The 18,701-nt window shown below is 71.3% G+C and carries 16 protein-coding genes and 1 pseudogene; 10 read left to right on the top strand and 7 right to left on the bottom strand.

Annotated elements, in window-relative coordinates:
* The 3 genes from EHO50_RS20525 to EHO50_RS20515 form a co-directional block, all read right to left on the bottom strand.
* Positions 1–1,593, bottom strand: coding sequence for a transporter (locus EHO50_RS20525; RefSeq protein WP_128431826.1), 1,593 nt, complete (start codon positions 1,591–1,593; stop codon positions 1–3).
* Positions 1,590–2,360 carry an ABC transporter ATP-binding protein gene (locus EHO50_RS20520; protein WP_128431823.1) on the bottom strand — a complete coding sequence of 257 codons (771 nt, stop codon included), beginning with the start codon at positions 2,358–2,360 and terminating at the stop codon, positions 1,590–1,592. The genes EHO50_RS20525 and EHO50_RS20520 overlap by 4 nt, the downstream gene beginning before the upstream one ends.
* A 93-nt stretch (positions 2,361–2,453) precedes the next feature.
* Positions 2,454–3,116: a bifunctional DNA primase/polymerase gene (locus EHO50_RS20515; protein WP_128431821.1), complete on the bottom strand. Its 663-nt coding sequence runs from the start codon at positions 3,114–3,116 to the stop codon at positions 2,454–2,456.
* Between the two features lie 316 nt (positions 3,117–3,432).
* On the opposite strand from EHO50_RS20515, the gene EHO50_RS20510 reads away from it, so the two are divergent.
* Positions 3,433–4,818 carry an NsdA family TPR-like regulatory protein gene (locus EHO50_RS20510; protein WP_128431819.1) on the top strand — a complete coding sequence of 462 codons (1,386 nt, stop codon included), beginning with the start codon at positions 3,433–3,435 and terminating at the stop codon, positions 4,816–4,818.
* 202 nt (positions 4,819–5,020) lie between these two features.
* Positions 5,021–6,964, top strand: a complete 1,944-nt coding sequence (locus EHO50_RS20505) for a hypothetical protein (protein ID WP_128431817.1) — start codon at positions 5,021–5,023, stop codon at positions 6,962–6,964.
* Positions 6,965–6,992: 28 nt separating this feature from the next.
* Here the strand turns inward: EHO50_RS20505 and EHO50_RS20500 are convergent, their stop codons facing one another.
* Positions 6,993–8,303, bottom strand: a complete 1,311-nt coding sequence (locus EHO50_RS20500) for an ABC transporter substrate-binding protein (RefSeq protein ID WP_128431815.1) — start codon at positions 8,301–8,303, stop codon at positions 6,993–6,995.
* Positions 8,304–8,420: 117 nt separating this feature from the next.
* Between EHO50_RS20500 and EHO50_RS20495 the strand changes: the two genes are divergently transcribed.
* A complete protein-coding gene (locus EHO50_RS20495) occupies positions 8,421–8,921 on the top strand; it encodes an SCO4402 family protein (protein WP_128431813.1) in 501 nt (166 codons plus the stop codon).
* 47 nt (positions 8,922–8,968) lie between these two features.
* Positions 8,969–9,850, top strand: coding sequence for a formyltetrahydrofolate deformylase (gene purU / locus EHO50_RS20490; protein ID WP_128431810.1), 882 nt, complete (start codon positions 8,969–8,971; stop codon positions 9,848–9,850).
* Positions 9,851–10,015: 165 nt separating this feature from the next.
* Here the strand turns inward: purU and EHO50_RS20485 are convergent, their stop codons facing one another.
* Together EHO50_RS20485 and EHO50_RS20480 are read right to left on the bottom strand one after the other, a co-directional pair.
* Positions 10,016–11,293 carry a maleylpyruvate isomerase N-terminal domain-containing protein gene (locus tag EHO50_RS20485; RefSeq protein ID WP_128432535.1) on the bottom strand — a complete coding sequence of 426 codons (1,278 nt, stop codon included), beginning with the start codon at positions 11,291–11,293 and terminating at the stop codon, positions 10,016–10,018.
* Between the two features lie 143 nt (positions 11,294–11,436).
* Complete coding sequence (locus tag EHO50_RS20480) at positions 11,437–12,021, bottom strand: sigma-70 family RNA polymerase sigma factor (RefSeq protein ID WP_128431808.1); 585 nt, start codon at positions 12,019–12,021, stop codon at positions 11,437–11,439.
* Positions 12,022–12,389: 368 nt separating this feature from the next.
* Here EHO50_RS20480 and EHO50_RS20475 point away from each other — a divergent pair, with 368 nt between their 5' ends.
* The 3 genes and pseudogenes from EHO50_RS20475 (at position 12,390) to EHO50_RS20465 (ending at position 13,516) form a co-directional block, all read left to right on the top strand.
* Positions 12,390–12,770, top strand: a complete 381-nt coding sequence (locus EHO50_RS20475) for an STAS domain-containing protein (RefSeq protein WP_128431806.1) — start codon at positions 12,390–12,392, stop codon at positions 12,768–12,770.
* A gap of 24 nt (positions 12,771–12,794) precedes the next feature.
* Positions 12,795–12,860: pseudogene (locus EHO50_RS46060) on the top strand (pentapeptide repeat-containing protein); the annotation flags it as partial.
* A gap of 143 nt (positions 12,861–13,003) precedes the next feature.
* Positions 13,004–13,516, top strand: coding sequence for an EF-hand domain-containing protein (locus EHO50_RS20465; RefSeq protein WP_128431804.1), 513 nt, complete (start codon positions 13,004–13,006; stop codon positions 13,514–13,516).
* Between the two features lie 256 nt (positions 13,517–13,772).
* Here EHO50_RS20465 and EHO50_RS20460 read toward each other — a convergent pair whose 3' ends face one another.
* Complete coding sequence (locus EHO50_RS20460) at positions 13,773–15,278, bottom strand: class I adenylate-forming enzyme family protein (protein ID WP_128431801.1); 1,506 nt, start codon at positions 15,276–15,278, stop codon at positions 13,773–13,775.
* A gap of 123 nt (positions 15,279–15,401) precedes the next feature.
* On the opposite strand from EHO50_RS20460, the gene EHO50_RS20455 reads away from it, so the two are divergent.
* The 3 genes from EHO50_RS20455 (at position 15,402) to EHO50_RS20440 (ending at position 18,387) form a co-directional block, all read left to right on the top strand.
* Positions 15,402–16,535 (top strand): acyl-CoA dehydrogenase family protein, encoded by a 1,134-nt coding sequence (locus tag EHO50_RS20455; RefSeq protein ID WP_128431799.1) that lies wholly within the window; start codon positions 15,402–15,404, stop codon positions 16,533–16,535.
* A 3-nt stretch (positions 16,536–16,538) separates the two neighbouring features.
* A complete protein-coding gene (locus EHO50_RS20450; RefSeq protein ID WP_128431796.1) occupies positions 16,539–17,417 on the top strand; it encodes an acyl-CoA dehydrogenase family protein in 879 nt (292 codons plus the stop codon).
* 493 nt (positions 17,418–17,910) lie between these two features.
* On the top strand, positions 17,911–18,387 hold the full coding sequence (locus tag EHO50_RS20440) for an ATP-binding protein (protein WP_128431793.1): 477 nt from the start codon (positions 17,911–17,913) through the stop codon (positions 18,385–18,387).
* Positions 18,388–18,701: the final 314 nt, after the last annotated feature.

Genomic DNA, 18,701 nt, shown 5'->3' with positions numbered 1-18,701 from the left:
TCAGCCCTTGCTCACCGCCGTGAGGATCTCCGGTAGGCGGGCCGCCGTCCGTGGTGCCGCCAGGCGCAGGCCCAGCCACGTGATCGTCGCCCCGTACGCCGAGCCCACCGGCAGCAGCAGCCAGCTCCACGCTTCCCCGTCCTCGCTCACGTTCAGCCAGATCGTCACCGCGATCACGGGCGCGCACAGCAGGGCCGCCGCGATCATGCCGCCGAAGATCGAGATCCAGGCCAGGCCCGTCTGGCCGGGTGCGACGTTCTTGTAGCCGTCCTGCGGGATGGAGTACGGGAAGCGGGCCGACGTCCAGGCGCCCGTCGCCAGCATCGCGCCGAGGAGGGCGAAGGACAGGCCCAGCACCTCGGGGAGCTTGGGCCAGTCGCCGAGGAGCGCTGTCGTCAGGACGGTGACGAGGGCGGCGTAGGGCAGGGTGATCAGCAGCAGTGCCAGTGCTCGGCCGCGCAGCTCGACGTAGGCGTCACGAGGGGACGAGATCGTCATCGCGACCATCCAGAACGCGGACGTGTCCTGCCCGAACTGGTTGTACATCTGGATGCCGAGCATCCCGGCGGCGAAGCACGCGAAGTAGATCGAGCCGGTGCCCTGCAGCGCGTTGAACAGCGGCACGATCAGGCCGATGGCGAGCGAGGTCACCCAGGCCGCCTTGGTCTTCGGGTCGCGCCAGACGTAGCGCAGGCTGCGTTCCATGACGGTGCCGGTGCGGCCGGCCGGCAGAAGGCGGGCCAGGCCGGTCGAGGTCCGTTCCCGTACAGCGGCCTCGGTGACCGCCTGGAGCGTGGAGCCGTCGGGCGAGGTCATCAGCCGTGTCAGGTGGCGTGACCATACGGCGATCAGCACCGCCAACGCAGCGGTACTCAAGGCCAGTTGAAGGACGCCGACACCGTACGACCCCTCGCTCACCGACTCCACCGCCCCGATCGCGGACGCCGGCGGCACCCACCGCAGCACATCCGCCGCCGGATCGAGCTGTCCGAGCCCCGACGAACCCAGCCGCTGCGCACCGAAGTTCACGACCTGCGCCCCGACCGCGATGACCAGCCCGCTCAGCACCGCAAGATCGCGCCCCCTACGGCTGGTCAGCAGCCGGATGTTGGCCGCGGCGACGGCCCGCGCGAGCGCCACGCACACCAGCAGGGCCAGAACGACCCCGATGACACCGACGACGTACGCCATCCCGCCCCGCGCGACCGAGATCACGGAACCGGTGAGGAGGCACAGGGTGAACAGCGGCCCTATCCCCACCAGCGAGGCCGCGAGCAGTGCCCGCACCAGTGGCCGGGGCCGCAGCGGCAGCATCACGAGCCGCGTCGGGTCCAGGGTCTCGTCCCCGCCGGGGAAGAACAGCGGCATCACGGCCCAGCCGAGGGCGAGGACCGAGACCAGGAGGACGACCACGGTGTCGGCGTGCGCGTTGCCGCGCAGCAGGATCAGGCCGAGGAGTTGCAGCGCGGCGAAGAGGAGAACGAGGACGGCCGAGGCGGCATAGGCGGCCCGGCGCCCACCGGACTGCCGCAGCCCGTTCCGGAGCAGCGACAGCTTCAGCCGTACGACGACTCCCGTCACGTCGGCACTCATCGCGCCCCGCCGCCCAGCCAGTCGAGGTCGGATCCGGCGTCGCGCCCGTTCGCGCCGACGAGTTCGAGGAACGCCTGCTGCAACGAGGCCGCCTGCCCGCGCACCTCGGCGAGGGGGCCGTGGGCCCGGATGCGCCCGGCGGCCATGACGGCGACCCAGTCGCACAGCGACTCGACGAGCTCCATGACATGGGAGGAGAAGACGACGGTCGCGCCGGAGGCGGTGTAGCGCTCCAGCACGCCCCGGATGGTCTGGGCGGAGACCGGATCGACGCCCTCGAACGGCTCGTCCAGGAAGAGCACTTCGGGATTGTGCAGGAGCGCGGCGGCGAGCCCGATCTTCTTGCGCATACCGGTCGAGTAGTCGACGACCAGCTTGTGCTGGGCCCCCGCCAGATCGAGCACATCGAGCAACTGGGTGGCCCGCTTGTCGACCTCGGCCCCGGGAAGCCCGCGCAACCGCCCCGTGTACGCCAGCAATTCACGCCCCGTGAGCCGCTCGAAGAGCCGCAGCCCCTCAGGCAGCACCCCGATCCGCGCCTTCACCTCGACGGGGTCCCGCCACACGTCATGCCCGACGACTTCAACGGCCCCCTGATCGGGCCGCAGCAACCCGGTCACCATGGAGAGCGTGGTGGTCTTCCCGGCCCCGTTCGGCCCGACGAGCCCGATGAACTTCCCCGCAGGCAACTCCAGATCGATCCCGGCAACGGCAACTTGCTGCCCGAACCGCTTCCAGAGCCCACGCACACTTACGGCCGACGTCATGGATGCCAACTTAGGGGCGCGGGGAACTGCGCGACCAGCCAAAAACAACCGGCAGCCGCCAACGATGATCAACCAGGCAGATGAACCGGCGAATTACCGATCCCGCCCGCAGGCGTACGCCAACGGCGAGATCAACTCCTCCGCATCCGGCAACCACCGATTCGCCGGCGTAGGCCGACAGGCCCACTGCACCGCTCCCCGAGACCCGAACCGCGTCGGAGGACCGGCGACGTACGCCCCCTCTCCGAGCGCGACCAGATCCAGCGACCCGACCGACCACCCCAGCTTGCGCACCAACTCAGGAATCTTCACCGACGCACCCGGCAACACGAAGAAGTGCATCCGACGATCCGGCGTCAACGTCACCGGCCCCAGCGTCAACTCCATCCGCTCCATACGGGCCAGCGCGAGAAACCCCGCAGTCTCCGGGACAGAAATCGCATCGAAGGTCCGCCCCGTCGGCAACAGGATCGACGCGTTCGGCTGCTTCTGCCACATCCGTCGCGCGACCGTCGCACTTCCCGTCGCCTGCGTCGCCCAGTCGGGGCGTGCGGCGTGCGCGCCGGGCGCGGGGCACGCGGTGTCGCCACAAGAGCACAGCTGTACGCCGTCGACGGCCTCCAGCCAGGTCCCCGGGAACACGTCCCAGTGGCGCTCCTCGGCATAGCGAACGGCGGTCTCCAGCAGCGTTTCGCCGCGCTGCTTCGGAATCTGTGCGGCTTCGGTGGCCGGGATCGTCTCTTCCACGCTGAACACAACTCCCGCACCCACCTCGGGTTACGGCCGGAGCGCGCGCGGGGGAGGAGCATTGATTCCTCATCTGGGGCGCATGGGTGCACGTGTGGGGGCGCGTGGGAGGAACCGTGGCCCGAGCTGGGTAGCCACCTGTGGGGTCGGCTTCCGCCTTTACCCCGGCAATCCTCACAAGCCTCGCATTTTCGGTATGCCGACGGGGCATTGATCTTCACGGCCGGAACCATGCGGTGCACATCCAGTGAACCGGGCCGGATCCGGCGATCGAAGAACGTCAACTCGGTGCGTGGGCAGGCACCGCAGCCACAGGGGGTACGCCATGGCCGCCAGGCCTCTCGTCGCGCGACAGCCGAACGAACGGCTGCAGGCGCTCATCCAGGAAGCGGGCTGCTCGAACGCAGGGCTGGCCCGCCGGGTCAACATGTGCGGCGCCGAGCACGGCCTCGATCTGCGCTACGACAAGACGTCCGTGGCCCGTTGGCTCCGTGGACAGCAGCCGCGGGGGCGGGCACCGGCGATCATCGCGGAGGCGCTCGGCCGCAAGCTGGGCCGTACGGTCACGATCGACGAGATCGGCATGGCCAACGGCAAGAACCTCGCCTCGGGCGTCGGTCTCCAGTTCTCGCCGACTGTACTGGGGGCCATCGAGCAGGTCTGCGAGCTGTGGCGCAGCGACGTCGGGCGGCGGGACTTCCTGTCCGGCTCGTCCGTCGCCGCGTCCGCGCTGGTCGAGCCGAGCCGCGACTGGCTGATCTCGTCGCCCGACTCACAGGTGGCGCGCTCGGCGGGGCCGCGCGTGGGGCAGTCCGACGTGGCGGCCGTGCGGGCGATGACGCAGGCGCTCGTAGACCTTGATCACCAGTACGGCAGCGGGCATGTGCGGCCGGTCGTCGTGCACTACCTGAACAGTGTCGTCTCCGGGCTGCTGGCCGGGTCGTACCGGGAGGCGGTCGGGCGGGAACTCTTCGCCGCCGTCGCGCGGTTGACCGAGCTCGCCGGGTACATGGCCATCGACACCGGGCAGCCGGGGCTCGCCCAGCGGTACTACATCCAGGCGCTGCGGCTCGCGCAGGCGGCGGGCGACCGGGGCTACGGCGGGTATGTGCTGGCCGCCTCCATGAGCCACCTCGCCGCGCAGCTCGGGAACCCGCGTGAGATCGCGCAGTTGGCGCGGGCGGCGCAGGAGGGGGCGCGTGGGCGCGTGACCCCGCGCGCGGAGGCCATGTTCTACGCGGCAGAGGCGCGCGGGCATGCGCTGATGGGCGACGCGCGGTCCGCGCAGGTGGCGTCCGGGCGGGCGGTGACCGCGCTGGAGACGGCGGATCCGGAGTCCGGCGACGACCCGGCGTGGATCGCGCACTTCGACGAGGCCTACCTCGCCGACGAGTTGGCGCACTGCCACCGCGACCTCGGCCAGGCCGAGGCGGCGGCGCGGCGCGCGGAGGAGTCGCTGGCCGGGCTCCCGGAGGGCAAGGCGCGGCGCCGGGCGATCGGCTATGTGCTGCTCGCCACAGCGCAGGTGCAGCAGCGCGAGATCGAACAGGCCTGCCACACCGGGCTGAAGGCCGTGGAACTCCTGGAGACCCTGCGCTCCAACCGGGGTGCCGAGTATCTGGAGGACTTCCAGCAGCGGCTGGAGCCGTACCGGGACGAGCCGATGGTCAGGGAGTTCGGGGCGCGGCTGGATCTGCAGGCGGCGGCGTGAAACGTCGGGGTACGAGGGCGTGAACGGCAGGGAAATGAAGGCGTCGGTGTGGGAAGGAGGGCGTATGTAGGGGATGGGGGACCGGGACTGTTACGGCGGTCACAGGGACGGAGGTCACGCCCTGGGCTGCGTAGCACCCGGATCGGCGGAGCCGGTAGCGTGAGCCGACGATTCACAAGGTCCCCCATTGGTAGGAGTCCCGGTGACGCAGAGTGGACAGGGCGAGGAGCCCTCGGCGCGGCCCGCGCGCGAAGGCATCGTGCTGCCCTCCGACGGTGGTGAGCCGCTGCTGCCGGGTATGACGGGCGGGCAGGCCGGCCGGCCGATGTCGGTACCGGCCACGCCACCGTCCCAGCCCGCGCCCTCGGCACCGCCCGGCGGCCAGTCCTGGGGCACCCCCTGGGGACCCGACCAGAACCAGCACCCGACCCCGCCGCCGGCCGCGCCGGGCCAGGCCTGGGGAACGCCGCCCGGCCAGTCCTGGGGCGGCCAGGAACAGCCCTACCAGGCGCCGTCGCCGTCGCCGTACCAGTCGCCGCCGCCGGCCCAGTGGGGCGCGGCGCCGGACGCCGCCGCGGGCGCGCCGTCCCAGCCGCTGCCGCAGGAGGGCGTGTCGTACGGCGGGGGCGCGCAGGGTGCGCCGGGCACACCGTCGTACGGCCATGGCGCCCCGGCCGGCTCACCGATGCCCGCGCCGCAGCCGCCGTACGGGCAGGCCGGTCCGTCGTCGACACCGCTGCCGCCTGCGGGCGGGCAGGCGTACGGGGCTGCCGGCGGGGGTGCGCCGCTGCCGCCCGCGGGTCAGCACGGCCCGGGTGGGGCGCTGCCGCCTGCCGGTGGGGTGACGTACGGCGCTCCGGGCTCCGGCGCGCCTTTGCCGCCGGCCGCGCACAACGCCCCCGGCGCGCCCCTTCCGCACGCCGGTGCCGGTGGCTTCGGGGCCCCGTTGCCCCCGGCCGACGAGGGCGCCACTCAGTACATACCGCCGGTCGTCGGTGCCCCCGCGGGCGCGGACGACCAGGCCACCCGCTACATACCGCCCGTCGCCGCATCCCCCGCACCTCCCGCGTCCGCCGCCGACGAGGGGGCGACGCAGTACATCCCGCCCGTGGGGCCGGGGGCGTTGCCGCCCGAGGTGTCCGGTGAGAGCACGCAGATCCTGGGGCGCGCGCGGCAGGGAGGCGGCGTCGGCCCTCAGGGCGGTGCCGGACCGATGCCGTCCGCTTCGGGGCCCGACGCCCAGGCCACGCAGTACATCCCGCCCGTGCCCGGCCAGACCGGCGGGGCGCCGCACGCAGGGGCGGAGCGGCAGCCGCTCTCCGACTTCGACAGCCTCTTCCGCAGTGAGCCGGGCGCAGAGCCCCCGGCCGCGGCCACCCAGCAGCTGCCGCGCTTCCAGCAGCCGCAACCGCAGCCGCAGGGCGGACACGGGGCGGCGTACTTCCCGCCCGGCCCGTCCGGCCCGCACGACCCCTACGGCCCGAGCGGTGACGACGGCGGCCGGGGCGGTCGTACGCGCTCTCGGGTGCCGCTCATAGCAGCCGTCGGCATCGGTATCGCGGTCCTCGGCATCGGCGCGGGCGCGCTGCTCGCCGGCGGGAGCGGGGACGATCAGAAGAACGACAAGAACCAGCCCGTCTCCGCCACGGCCCCGGCGACCGAGGGCTCCCCCTCCCCGTCGGCCGACCCCGCCGAGCAGCAGGCGATCGCCCTGGACAAGCTGCTGGCCGACAGCGGCGACAGCCGTACCGCCGTGATCAAGGCGGTGGCCGCCGTGAAGTCCTGCGGCAACCTCGCCCAGGCCGCCACGGACCTGCGCGGCGCGGCCAAGCAGCGCAACCAACTGGTCACCGACCTGTCCAAGCTCACCGTCGACCAGCTCCCGAACCACACCGCGCTGACCACCGCGCTGACCAAGGCGTGGCAGGCGTCGGCGTCCGCCGACAACCACTACGCGGCGTGGGCCGACCAGGTCGCCGCAAACAAGAAGCTGTGCAGGAAGGGCCAGGCCCGCTCCACCGGCCAGACCCAGGCCGGCAACCAGGCCAGCGGCACCGCCAGCGCGCAGAAGAAGACGGCCGCGCAGCTGTGGAACACCATCGCCAAGAAGTACGGGCTGACGGAGCGCCAGCCGACCCAGCTGTAGTACGGCGGCTTCGGTACGGGCCGGGCGGTCAGTTCACTTCGGCGTTCTGCAGCGTCTTCGTCACGTCGATGAAGCCCTTGCGGGCCGCCACCAGCCGCCCGTCCCGGACGACCTGAAGGGTCACCTCGCGGTTGACGAGACGGGGGAAGCCGACGGCGGCCAGGACGTCCTGGAACTTCCACCGGAGGGTCGGTGTGAGGCCGCCCGTGGAGACCTTCAGGCCCCCGTTCAGAGCCTCCCGCACGGAAGTGGCGGTCACCTCGCCGCCGCCCAGCGACTCGACGGCCCTCTTGAACACCGTGTACGCGATCCATGTGGTCTGCACACCGGCGTCCGCGGGGTCGATGCGGTTGTCGCCGAAGGCCTGCTCGCTGATCACCTTCTTCATCGCGTCCCAGCGCGGATCGCTCGCGACCGGGTACCAGCCGGTGATGTACGACCCCTCGTACGGCCCCGACGCCCCGCCGCCCGCATTGATCACGGTCTGGTCGACGCTGCCGAGTACGGCGGCGGTGCGCACGTCGGGGTAGTCCTCGCGGGAGCGCCGGAAGGAGTCCATGAAGGTGGTGGTGCGGTCGCCGAGGGCGGGCACCACACAGCCCGTCTTCGTCGGGTCGTCGGTGGAGTAGTTGAGCGCCCGCGCCGACTGGCTGCCGTACTCGGTGGCGTCCTCCTCGGCAAGCTGGTCGGCCGAGGGCGAGTGCCCGCCCGCCTTGAGGCCCGAGTTGAGCAGGGGCGGCAGCTCGTCGCCCGCGATGCTGTCGGGGCGCACCAGCGCGACGGGGCCGCAGGAGCGGGCCAGTTCCTTGCCGAGGCCCGCCAGGAGGGTGGGCTGGCCGCCGTTGACGGGGTAGGAGAGCGGGCTGGTGAACTCGGCGTTGGTGATGCCGTAGCCGCCGATGTACGGGATGCCGGCGCCCTCCAGCGAGGGCAGGAAGGTGTCGCCGTACTGGCTGTAGGAGCCGATGACCGCGACGACGTTCTCCTCGATCGCGCGGTCGGCGCACTTCGCCGCGGCCACGCTGTCGTTGCGGTCGTTGCAGGTGAGGACCTTCAGCTCGCGGCCGCCGAGGCCGCCGTGGGCGTTGACCCAGCGCGCGTACGCCTGGGCGAAGGCCGGCATGCCGGGCTTGTTGGTCGCCTTGGTGTTCTGCGGCGCCCAGGTCATCACAGTGATCGTGTCATCCCCGGAACCCCCCGTGGTACCGGGGATGACCCCGCAACCGACGGCGAACGACGCACACGCCACCAGTGCCGCCGCGGTACGTGCGGCGGCTCGGACGGGCCGGTCGGTGATCGTGCGGAGGACGGTGCTGCGGGTGCGTCGCCTGCCAGTCATGGATACGCACGATTCCGCCACACCACTAACCCCGGCGTGACCTTTGGTTATCACATGGTGACGGGAAGGTGAATTACGGGGGCCGGTGGGGCGAGTGTGACGGGGAACGTACGATCGATGACCGTGCAAGGTTCGGAGAACTCTTCCCGTCGCGGCCGTCGCTCATCCACCATGGGCGGCATGCCACTGAACGACATGCCGTGGTGGCGCTGGCGCAGCAATGTGCGCTCCGCGCTGCACATGCTCTCCGACCCGGTGTTCCAGCGGGACGTCTGGCTGGCCGGCGCCGACGGATACGGCGACGTGACCGACGCTGTGTACCGCCTGGTCGAGGACACCTGGCTGGACAACTGGTCCGCCGAGAAATACGTCGGCACGATCTTCAGGGACTCGCAGGAGGCGGCGCTCGTCGACACCGCCGTGCTGCGCGTGCTGCGGATCATGCACCAGGTCGGCCCGGACGCCCCGGTCTCCGCGTACGTCGAGAACCAGGGCTGGCCGGAGGCGATACGGGCGGCGCGGGACGCGCACGTCCGGATGGCCATGGCCGACGGCGAGGACCCGGACGCTCCGCCGCGCACGCTCGAGGTGCTGCGGATCATGACGCGGTCCGCGTAGCGGGACGGCGCTCCGGTGAGGGTCTGGGATATGGGACCCTGTGCTGCATGAACGAGCAGTCCGACCGAGCCGCGGTCCCCTCCGACCAGTACGTCCTCACCCTGTCCTGCCCCGACAAGCAGGGCATCGTGCACGCCGTGTCGAGCTACCTCTTCATGACCGGTTGCAACATCGAGGACAGCCAGCAGTTCGGCGACCGCGACACGGGACTGTTCTTCATGCGCGTCCACTTCTCGGCGGAGGCGCCGGTGACGGTGGACAAGCTGCGAGCGAGCTTCGCGGCCATCGGGGACTCCTTCCAGATGGACTGGCAGATCCATCGGGCCGAGGACAAGATGCGGGTCGTGCTGATGGTCAGCAAGTTCGGGCACTGCCTGAACGACCTGCTGTTCCGGGCCCGCATCGGGGCGCTGCCGGTGGAGATCGCCGCCGTGGTGTCCAACCACACCGACTTCGCCGAGCTCGTGGGGTCCTACGACATCCCCTTCCACCACATTCCGGTGACGAGGGACAACAAGTCCGAGGCGGAGGCGCGGCTGCTGGAGATCGTGCGGGAGCAGGGCGTCGAGCTGGTCGTGCTCGCCCGGTACATGCAGGTGCTCTCCGACGATCTGTGCAAGCAGCTCAGCGGGCGGATCATCAACATCCACCACTCGTTCCTGCCGAGCTTCAAGGGCGCGAAGCCGTATCACCAGGCGCATGCGCGGGGTGTGAAGCTGATCGGGGCGACCGCGCACTACGTGACCGCCGACCTCGATGAAGGGCCGATCATCGAGCAGGAGGTCGAGCGGGTCGGGCATGACGTCACGCCGGACCAGCTGGTCGCGATCGGGCGGGACGTGGAGTGCCAGGCGCTGGCTCGGGCGGTCAAGTGGCATGCCGAGCGGCGAATTTTGCTGAACGGGCGGCGGACGGTCGTTTTCGCCTAACAGCTCGGATTCGCCTGTTTCAGGGCGGCTGCGGGTTGTTTGTGGTTGCTCGCGCAGTTCCCCGAGCCCCTGGAGGCGCGTCCACTGCACGTACTCAAGGGGCGCGGGGAACTGCGCGAACGGCCCCCACACACCCGCAGCCGCCCGCGAACCCTCGACCCACCCCTACATCCGGCTCAAGCTCGCCGCCGCGAACAGCACGTCCCTGATCGCCTCCCGATCCCCCACCTGCCCGGCCGCCGCTTCCGCAGGAGACACGTGCCCCGCCGCCAAGCGGCAGAACTCCGCGCCGTCCAGCGCGACATGGGCCACCTCATGCTCGGCGGAGCCCACCGCCGCCGGGGAGTCCAGGGGAATCAGCCACTCCCCACCACCCGAGCCCTCGATCTCCAGGCGCAGGCTGCGGCCCGGCGCGCCGGCGGGTACGAGACGGCGGTGCGGGCCGGGAGGCGGCGCCGCCGCCAAGCCCGCGCGGCGGCGGGCCGCCAGGACCGTGGGGAGCATGCGGGCCGCCAGGTCGACCATGTGGTGCAGATCCCGGCCGGACGGCGCCTCGTACGGGTAGTCCACCGCCTCGGCGATGTCCTCGGCGTGCACCCAGCACTCGAAGGCGCGGTCCAGCATCGCGTCGCGCAGCGGCAGCTCGAAGTCGCCGTAGGGGACGGACAGTTCGCCCGTGCCGCCGCCGGTGAAGGACACCGTGCGGACCAGGTCGTGGGTCTGCTCCCGCCAAGGGGCCCGTACGGCGCGCGTCGGCGGGAAGTGCGAGGCGCGCCAGTACGCCTCCGTGCGCGCGGACGGGGTCGGCCGGTCCGCGGCCACCTCGCCCATGGGGTCCTCCAGGCCGAGCGCGATCGCCACCAGCCCGTCGACCGTCAGCAGATGCGCGATGACCCCGGCGACGGTCGTACGACGGCTCGTCGGCTCGTCCCCGCGGAACCACCGCAGCCGCACGGGCGCGTGCCACTCGGCGTCCCCGAAGTCCTGCAGCAGAGCGTCGAGACGGGCCGCCTCGGCGTCGTACGGCGTCGCCCACTCGGGTACCGGGATGCGCGGCGGGCGTCGCTCCAGGCAGCCCTCCAGGACGCGGGCGCGCAGGGCGGGGTCCAGGTCGAGGGTCTCGGCCGGGTGCAGCAGGCCCACGGCCTCGCGCAGCCGCCGCGCCTCGTCCGCGCAGGAGCCGCAGTCGCCGAGGTGCTCCTCGACGGCCGCCGTCTCCTCCGGAGCGCAGGCGGCCAGTGCCCAGGCTCCGAGGAGCGACTTCAGGACACGGTGTTCGAGGACGAGCGGGGCCGGGCGTGGTGCCAGGTCGCCGAGGTCCTCCAGGGCGGGCAGGGGGCGTCCGGTGTCCTCGACGGAGGCGCGGGGGAGCGGTATGCGGGGCGGCTGGTCCGGGCTCGGCTCGGGGGTGGGGTGCTGGTCGTCGCCGTTGCCGCTGCTCATACCGTCGGCTCCGCGGGTTTCTCCGGAGCCGTTCTTCTCCTTGTCCTGGGCGTGCTTGGGCCGGTCGTGTTCGTGCTGGTCGCGCTCGTGCTGGTCGTGCTTGTTCTGGTCATGGTCCTTGTCGGGGAACCGCTCCGCCTCGTTCACACCGCACCCCCGTATCCCGGCGGCGCCCCCGGGGCGGCTCCCGCGTCGTGGGCCGTGGACAGCAGTTGCAGGCCCAGGCGCAGTCGGCGGCGGGCCTCGTCCTCGGTGACGCCGAGGTCGGTGGCGGTTTGGCGGTAGTCGCGGCGCTGGAAGTAGGCCAACTCCAGGGCGGCGCGCAGCGGCACGGGCATGGACTGGACGATGTAGTCGGCGCGGGCGGCGACCGAGGCGTGGCGCACCTTGCGCTCCAGCTCCTCGGTGGAGCCCTGACCGGCCCGGACGAGGGCGGCGGTCTCGGTGTCGCGCAGCCGCTGCACGGCGAGACGGTGGGTCAGCGTGGCGACCCACGAACGCAGTGGGCCCTGCCTGGGGTCGTAGGTGTCCGGGTGCTCCCAGACATGCGCGAAGACATCACGGGTGATGCGGTCGGCGGCGCGCTCGTCGCCCAGCACGGTGTGGGCGAGGCCGTGCACGAGCGAGGCGAACCGGTCGTAGAGCTCGCCGAGGGCGGCCGCCTCGCCGCGGGCGAGCCGCTGCTGCATCTTGCGGTCCCAGCGGGGCGGTGCGTCCTTCTTCGCCATGCGGCCCCCCTCACCGGTCCGTCCGCGTCCAGCGTGCGTCCACCTTCTCCCCGAATGTAGTCGGCACGTCTGACAGCGCACGCCCCTTTGTCGCATTGTGCGCCCCTCGACGAGCAGTGGGTGGTAGTGGACCTTGATCTGCCTGTCCTGTCTTGCAGCCTGTCTTGTCGTCCTGTCTTGTCGGCCCTGCAGTCGCTCGGTTACCCGGCCGTCGGGCGATCGGAACCGATCGAACAGGATCGAATGCGATTGAAACAAGCCTCTTCTGATCGGTGACCGTTTTCGGGAGGGTGTTTCAGGGAACAGCCGCTGGGCAGCCGCGCTGCAAGGAAGCGTAGGAGTCGCTTCCGTTTCGGCCGGCGAGGGGCGTGGTGGTGACGTTGAAAGTGACCGGTGGCGAGCGAGGCGACTGGGCTGTGCTCCAGGTGTCCGGCGAGCTGGATCTGGTGACCTCGCCGGTGATGCGCCAGCACATCCATGACGTGGTGGCCGAGGGGCGCCACAGCCTCGTCCTCGACCTCTCCGAGGTCATGTTCTGCGACTCCAGCGGTGTCGGCGTCCTCATCGCCGCCCGCCGCCTCATCCGCTCCTGCCAGGGCAGCCTGCGGCTGATACTCCCGGCGCAGGGCGCGGCGGACGGGTCGCACGTCAACCGGGTGCTGGGCGCGCTGGGCGTACGTCGGCTCTTCGAGGTCTACCCGGACGTCGCGGCGGCGGTCGCGGACGACGCCCGGCCACTGTCGGCCTGACCTGACCTGACCTGACCCGACCCGACCGGAGCGGACCTGACCGGAGCGGACCTGACCGGAGCGGATGCGACCCGACCCGGCTCGCGGTGACACCGCACTCGAAGTGCCACACCGTTGTCCCAAAATTCCCCCGGTCTTGGCACAACCGCCCCTTTCCCGCGCCCGGACGCCCCCCGGCGTCGTACGCTCCGTGCGAGATGCACCCCACGTGACGTAAGGCGGCCCGATAAGACATGGTCAGCAGCGAGTACGAGCGCAGGATCGCCGCCCGGTTCGCCACCTTCGACCAGGACGGCAACGGTTACATCGACCGGGAGGACTTCAGCGCGGCGGCCAAGGCGCTGCTCGCGGAGTTCGGCACCGCCGCCAGGTCCGACAAGGGCCAGGCCCTGTACATCGGCGCCGAGGCGTTCTGGCAGGGCATGGCGGGGATCGCGGACCGGGACGGCGACCAGCGCATCACCCGCGAGGAGTTCGTGAACGGCGCGGTCAAGCGGCTGCGCGACAACCCCGACCGGTTCGCCGAGATCGCCCGCCCCTTCCTGCACGCAGCCCTCGCCGTGGCCGACCCGGATGGCGACGGATCCGCCACCGTCGCCGACACCGCGCGCGTGCTCGTCTGCCTCGGCGTGCAGCAGGACATCGCCCGCGCAGCCGCCGCCACGCTCGACGCGGACAGCGACGGCAAGGTGGCCGAGGGCGAGATCGTGACGGCGTTCGCCCGCTACTTCACCGTGCCCGAGTGATCCGAGCGATCCTGAGCCATGTGGGTCGGGCCCATGTGGGCCGGGCCTACGTGAGCCGGCCTATGTGGACCAACGCCACGTGAGTTGGACCCATGTGGCCGACCCCCTGTCGGCCGGGCCTGTGTGGACCAACGCCACGTGAGCCGACCCCATGTGGACTGACCCCATGTGGGCGTGACTCACGTCGGCCGGACCCATGTGGCCGTGACCCATGTCGGCCGGACCCATGTGGGCCCGACCCCTACGCCCCCGACCCCTACGCCCCCGAGAAGCGCTCCCTGAGCTTGTACTTGAGTACCTTCCGCAGGGTCTCGTTGCGCGGAAGGGCGTCCACCACCTCCAGCTGCTCCGGCAGCTTGTGCGTCGACAGCCCTTCCCCGCGCAGGTACGACGTCAGCCCCTCCAGCGTCAGCTTCTCCGCACCGGCCGGCTGTTCCACGACCGCGCAGACCCGTTCCCCGCGCTCCGCGTCCGGCAGCCCGATCACCGCCACGTCCCCGACCGCCGGATGCCGGTGCAGCAGGTCCTCGATCTCCTTCGCCGAGACGTTCTCGCCCTTGCGGATGATCACGTCCTTCAGGCGGCCGGTCAGCACCAGATGCCCGCTGTCCGTCAGATGGCCCAGGTCACCGGTGCGCAGGAACCCCTCCTCGTCGAAGGCCGCCGCCGTCTGCGCCGGATCCAGATAGCCCCGGCACACCGCCTCCCCGCGCAGCCGCACTTCCCCCTCCACGATCCGTATCTCCATCTCGGCCGGTGGCCGCCCCTCCGTCGTCGCCAGGTTCTCCGCTGTGTCGTCCGGCGCCCCCATCGTGATCATCGGCACCTCGGTCATGCCGTACCCGTGTGTGAGCTGCACGCCCATCTCGCGGACCACGGCGTGATACAGCTCCGGCGGCTTCGGCGCCCCGCCGCCCGCCAGCAGCCGTAGCGAGGGGACGACCTTCCCGCCGCCCGGCTCCTTGCGCTGCTCGGCCAGGAGCATCGAGTAGAAGGCCGTCGACCCGCCGGCGATCGTGACGCCGTGCCCGCGGTACGCCGCCAGCGCGTCCGGCAGCGCGAACTGCTCGAACATCACTGCCGGGAAGCCGTACAACAGCAGCATCACCATGTAGTCCGGGCCGCCTATGTGCGCGTACGGGAAGGCGATCGAGCCGACGTCGTCGGAGGTCGGGCGCAGCGCGTGCGCAAGGCAGGAGCCGCCCGCGATCAGTGAGCGGTCGGTGTGCAGTACGCCCTTGGGGTCGGACGTCGTCCCCGAGGTCCAGTAGATCCAGCGCACCGAGGTGCCCTCGGTGGGCGGCGGGGGCAGTGCCGACGGATCGCCGTCGGGCAGGCTGTCGTACCCCTCGAAGATGCCCTTCGCGCCCAGTCGCCGTGCCATCTGCGTGTGGTCGAAGCCCCGCCACTCGCCCGGTACCGCGAAGAACTCCGCCTTCGACTCCCGCAGCGCGAAGCCGACTTCGCGGTCCCGGTAGAACGGGATGACCGGCGACTGTACGGCGCCCAGGCGGGCCAGCGCGCAGGAGAGCAGGGCTGTCTCGATGCGGGTGGGCAGCTGCCAGGCGACGACCGTGCCGGGGCGTACGCCCATGTCGTACAAGCCGGCCGCCACGCGCTCGGCACGCGCGCGTAGAGCGCCGAAGGACAGTGAGCGGTCGTCCTGGAGGAGGACGGGGCGGTCGGGGGTCAGTTCGGCACGGCGTGCGACCAGTTCCCAGAGTGTGCGCGAGGAACTCAGGGCGTGTGCGGTGTCGTTCACGACAACCCCCTTTGCTGACGGTGTGTCAGATCGTGCCGAGAGCGTAGGGCTCGGCGCCTTGTCGGTCCAGGGGTGCGGGGCTAGCCTGCGGATGAATCTGACGGACCGTCAGGCAGGTGGTGGATGAACCTCACGGACACACCCGAAGAGGAGGAGTTCCGGGCGCGGTTGCGGGAGTGGCTCGGCGAGGTCCTTCCGACGCTCCCGCCGAAGCCGTCCCCCGACGACTGGCCGGGACGCCGCGCCTACGATCTCGGCTGGCAGCGCAGGCTGTACGACGCCGGGTACGCCGATGTCCACTGGGGCGCCTCCCCGACCGTACGGCTAATCTTCCTGGAGGAGACCGAGAAGGCGGGCGCGCCCTATGTGGGTGCGGGGTTCGTCGGGCTGCTCCACGCGGGGCCGACCATCGCCGCCGAGGGAACGCCTGAGCAGCGGGCGCGCTGGCTGCCGCCGATCCTGCGCGGGGAGGAGGTCTGGTGCCAGGGCTTCAGTGAACCGGACGCCGGGTCCGATCTCGCGGCGCTGCGCACGCGCGCGCGTAGGGACGGTGACGACTATGTGGTGAGCGGGTCCAAGATCTGGACCTCCCACGCCGAAGTGGCCGACTGGTGCGAGCTGTTGGTGCGCACCGACCCGCAGGCCCCCAAGCACCGTGGGATCAGCTGGCTGGCCATGCCCATGGACGCGCCGGGCATCACCGTACGGCCGCTGAGGACCCTGGCCGGGTCGGCCGAGTTCGCCGAGGTGTTCCTCGACGAGGTGCGGGTGCCGGTCGCCAACCGGGTCGGGGACGAGAACGACGGCTGGCGCGTGACGATGGTGACGCTCTCCTTCGAGCGCGGTACGGCCTTCGTGGGCGAGGTCGTCGCGTGCCGTCGCGTGCTGCGCGAACTCGCCGGTGAGGCCCGCAAGAACGGGCGCTGGGACGATCCGGTACTGCGGCGAAGGCTCGGGCGGCTGAACGCCGAGTTCCGGGCGCTGTGGCGGCTGACGCAGTGGAACGTGAGCGAGGCGGAACGTACCGGTGGTGTGCCCGGGGTCGGGGGTTCGGTTTTCAAACTGAGGTATTCGCACGCCCGCCAGGAGCTCTACGACGCAGCCGCCGACGTACTGGGGCCACAGGCGCTGGACCTGGACCGGCCGTGGGTGCTCGACCGGCTGTCCTCGCTGTCGTACACCATCGCGGCCGGCACCTCGCAGATCCAGCGGAACATCGTGGCCGAGCGGATCCTCGGGCTGCCGAAGGGGCGGTGACGGATGCGTTTCCAACTGACCGAGGACCAGCGGGCGTTGCGGGACGGTGCGCGCGGGCTGCTGGCGCGGCGCTTCGGCCCGGCGGCGCTACGAACCGCCGTCGACGAGCCCGGCCGCCTGGACCGGGCGCTGTGGCGGGAGCTCGGCGCGGCCGGGTTCTTCGCGCTACGGCTCCCGGAGGCGCGGGGCGGGGTCGGACTCGGGCTGCCCGAGGCGGTGTTGGCCTTCGAGGAGGCGGGGCGGACGCTGCTGCCCGGACCCTTGGTGGCCACGCATCTCGCGGCGGGGCAGGTGCCGGGCGCGGCCACCGGAGAGGCGGTCGTGGCGGACGTCGGCGCATGCGGGCTGGTGGAGTGGCTCGCGGAGGCGGACGTCGTACGGGGGGACGCGGCCGGGGCCGTACCGCTGCGGTCGGTGGATCCCCTGACGCCCCTGCACCAGGCTCCCGTGGCCCGTGACGTGCACCCTGTCGCTGTACTCCTCACCGCCGCCGAGCAACTCGGCAGCGCCACGCGCGCGTGCGAGCTGGCCGTGCAACACGCCCGGACGCGCGAGCAGTTCGGGCAGCCGATCGGAGGCTTCCAGGCGGTGAAACATCTGTGCGCGGAGATGCTGGTGCGGACGGAGACGGCCCGTGCCGCCGTCTACGCCGCGGCCGTCACCACCGACCCGGCGGACATCGACACCGCCCGGCTGCTCGCCGACGAAGCCGCCGTGCGGGGTGCCCGCGACTGTCTTCAGGTGCACGGCGGCATGGGATTCACCTGGGAGTTCGAGGTCCATCTGCATCTGAAGCGCGCATGGCTGCGGACTCATCGTGCGGGAGACGCTACGGAGAGTGAGGAGAGTCTGGCCGCCGAACTTCTCGCACAGCCGATCTAACGCCGCCTGGTCTGCGGCGTCGCCGACGGCGCTCGCGCGGATGTCGCGGATTGTGGCATACCGGAATTACGGAGCGTTGATATCGGGTTGTGTCCTACGCGTGACTCGTCACGGCCTGGAGTCGACTGCCCGCTCCGGTACCTTGTGTGAGATGCGAGTGGTTCCGAGCACGAGCCATGCCGGAGTTGCCCTTGAGGCGGCGCCGGATCCGGCGGTGCGCGCCAGTGTTCGCAGGGCGGGAGGGCTCTCGGCCCCCGCCTGTTCGACTCCCCGCAACAAGCGTCGCACAGTATGCCGCAGGGGTACTCCTTCGCGCTGGAATATGCCCGAAGCGCTTGTTGGGGTGACTGTACGTCAACCATGCTGTCAGCTAAGGGATTCACGTTCCGTGACCCTGGCTTTGGCCATTGTTCTGGCCATGAAAAGAATGGCTAGGATCGTGGCCCTCGTGAGGCGCGGGGCTAAGTGTCCGCCGGTTCGGATGGTGTGAGCGGTGCAGGTGCTTCAAGTGCAGCTGGAGATCCGGCCCGACCCCGCTGAGGTGGGGCGAGCCCGGCGGTGGGCCCGCTCGCGGCTTGCCGGGTCCGGGATAGAGGCCGACGAACCGCTCGCCGAGACGCTGATCCTGCTCGTCTCCGAACTGGTCACCAACGCCGTGGTGCACACCGGTTGCCCGGCCGTGCTGCGACTGTCCCTGCCGGGCGCGGCCGAGGAGTCCACCACCGTACGGCTGGAGGTCGCCGACCGCAGCGACCGCGCGCCCGTGCCCCGGTGCGTCGACGGTGACGCGACCGGTGGCCGGGGCCTCGCGCTCGTCGACGGCCTCGCGGACCGGTGGGGCTGGAGCTGCGAGGGTGCCGGCAAGCGGATCTGGTGCGAACTGGACCGCGAAGCGGAGGCGCGGGGGCCCGCATCCGCCTTTGGGAGCGGGGCGTCGGCGTACGAGGGGCTCGCGTACGAAGCGGTGTGACGGGCGCACGGTGCGCCAACTTCGCCGGGTTCGGTGCACGGTTGCAGAAAGCGCTGTCGCCCCAGTGTCGTGGGGGCTCGGTGCGCCCGTGCATGCTTCCGTGCGCGCCTTCTACAAATAGGGTGTAAGTAACAAATCCCCGAGTGGGTGTTGACGCCGGGTGTCCGGTTGATCACGCTTGTGTTCAGCGATTCGCCGCGAGGGGACGACGAGGGTTTCGGTGACGGAAGCCCTCGCCGAGTGTGGGTCGTGATTCGGCGTCGGTTCTTCAGGGCCCGGAGAGCCGGGGCGGGTACGCCGGAGTCGGATGGCGG

Origin of the sequence: Streptomyces cyaneus (genome assembly GCF_004028635.1) — a bacterium.
Taxonomy (GTDB): Bacteria; Actinomycetota; Actinomycetes; order Streptomycetales; family Streptomycetaceae; genus Streptomyces; species Streptomyces cyaneus.
The sequence above is the reverse complement of the archived record's forward strand: the minus strand, read 5'-3'. Positions and strand labels throughout refer to the sequence as shown.

What these genes read in the sequence shown, in the direction of transcription:
- EHO50_RS20525 (WP_128431826.1), bottom strand. Translation starts at nt 1,593, where the DNA reads ATGAGTGCCGACGTGACGGGAGTCGTCGTACGGCTGAAGCTGTCGCTG.
- EHO50_RS20520 (WP_128431823.1), bottom strand. Translation starts at nt 2,360, where the DNA reads ATGACGTCGGCCGTAAGTGTGCGTGGGCTCTGGAAGCGGTTCGGGCAG.
- EHO50_RS20510 (WP_128431819.1), top strand. Translation starts at nt 3,433, where the DNA reads ATGGCCGCCAGGCCTCTCGTCGCGCGACAGCCGAACGAACGGCTGCAG.
- EHO50_RS20500 (WP_128431815.1), bottom strand. Translation starts at nt 8,303, where the DNA reads ATGACTGGCAGGCGACGCACCCGCAGCACCGTCCTCCGCACGATCACC.
- EHO50_RS20495 (WP_128431813.1), top strand. Translation starts at nt 8,421, where the DNA reads ATGACCGTGCAAGGTTCGGAGAACTCTTCCCGTCGCGGCCGTCGCTCA.
- purU (WP_128431810.1), top strand. Translation starts at nt 8,969, where the DNA reads ATGAACGAGCAGTCCGACCGAGCCGCGGTCCCCTCCGACCAGTACGTC.
- EHO50_RS20485 (WP_128432535.1), bottom strand. Translation starts at nt 11,293, where the DNA reads ATGAGCAGCGGCAACGGCGACGACCAGCACCCCACCCCCGAGCCGAGC.
- EHO50_RS20480 (WP_128431808.1), bottom strand. Translation starts at nt 12,021, where the DNA reads ATGGCGAAGAAGGACGCACCGCCCCGCTGGGACCGCAAGATGCAGCAG.
- EHO50_RS20465 (WP_128431804.1), top strand. Translation starts at nt 13,004, where the DNA reads ATGGTCAGCAGCGAGTACGAGCGCAGGATCGCCGCCCGGTTCGCCACC.
- EHO50_RS20455 (WP_128431799.1), top strand. Translation starts at nt 15,402, where the DNA reads ATGAACCTCACGGACACACCCGAAGAGGAGGAGTTCCGGGCGCGGTTG.
- EHO50_RS20450 (WP_128431796.1), top strand. Translation starts at nt 16,539, where the DNA reads ATGCGTTTCCAACTGACCGAGGACCAGCGGGCGTTGCGGGACGGTGCG.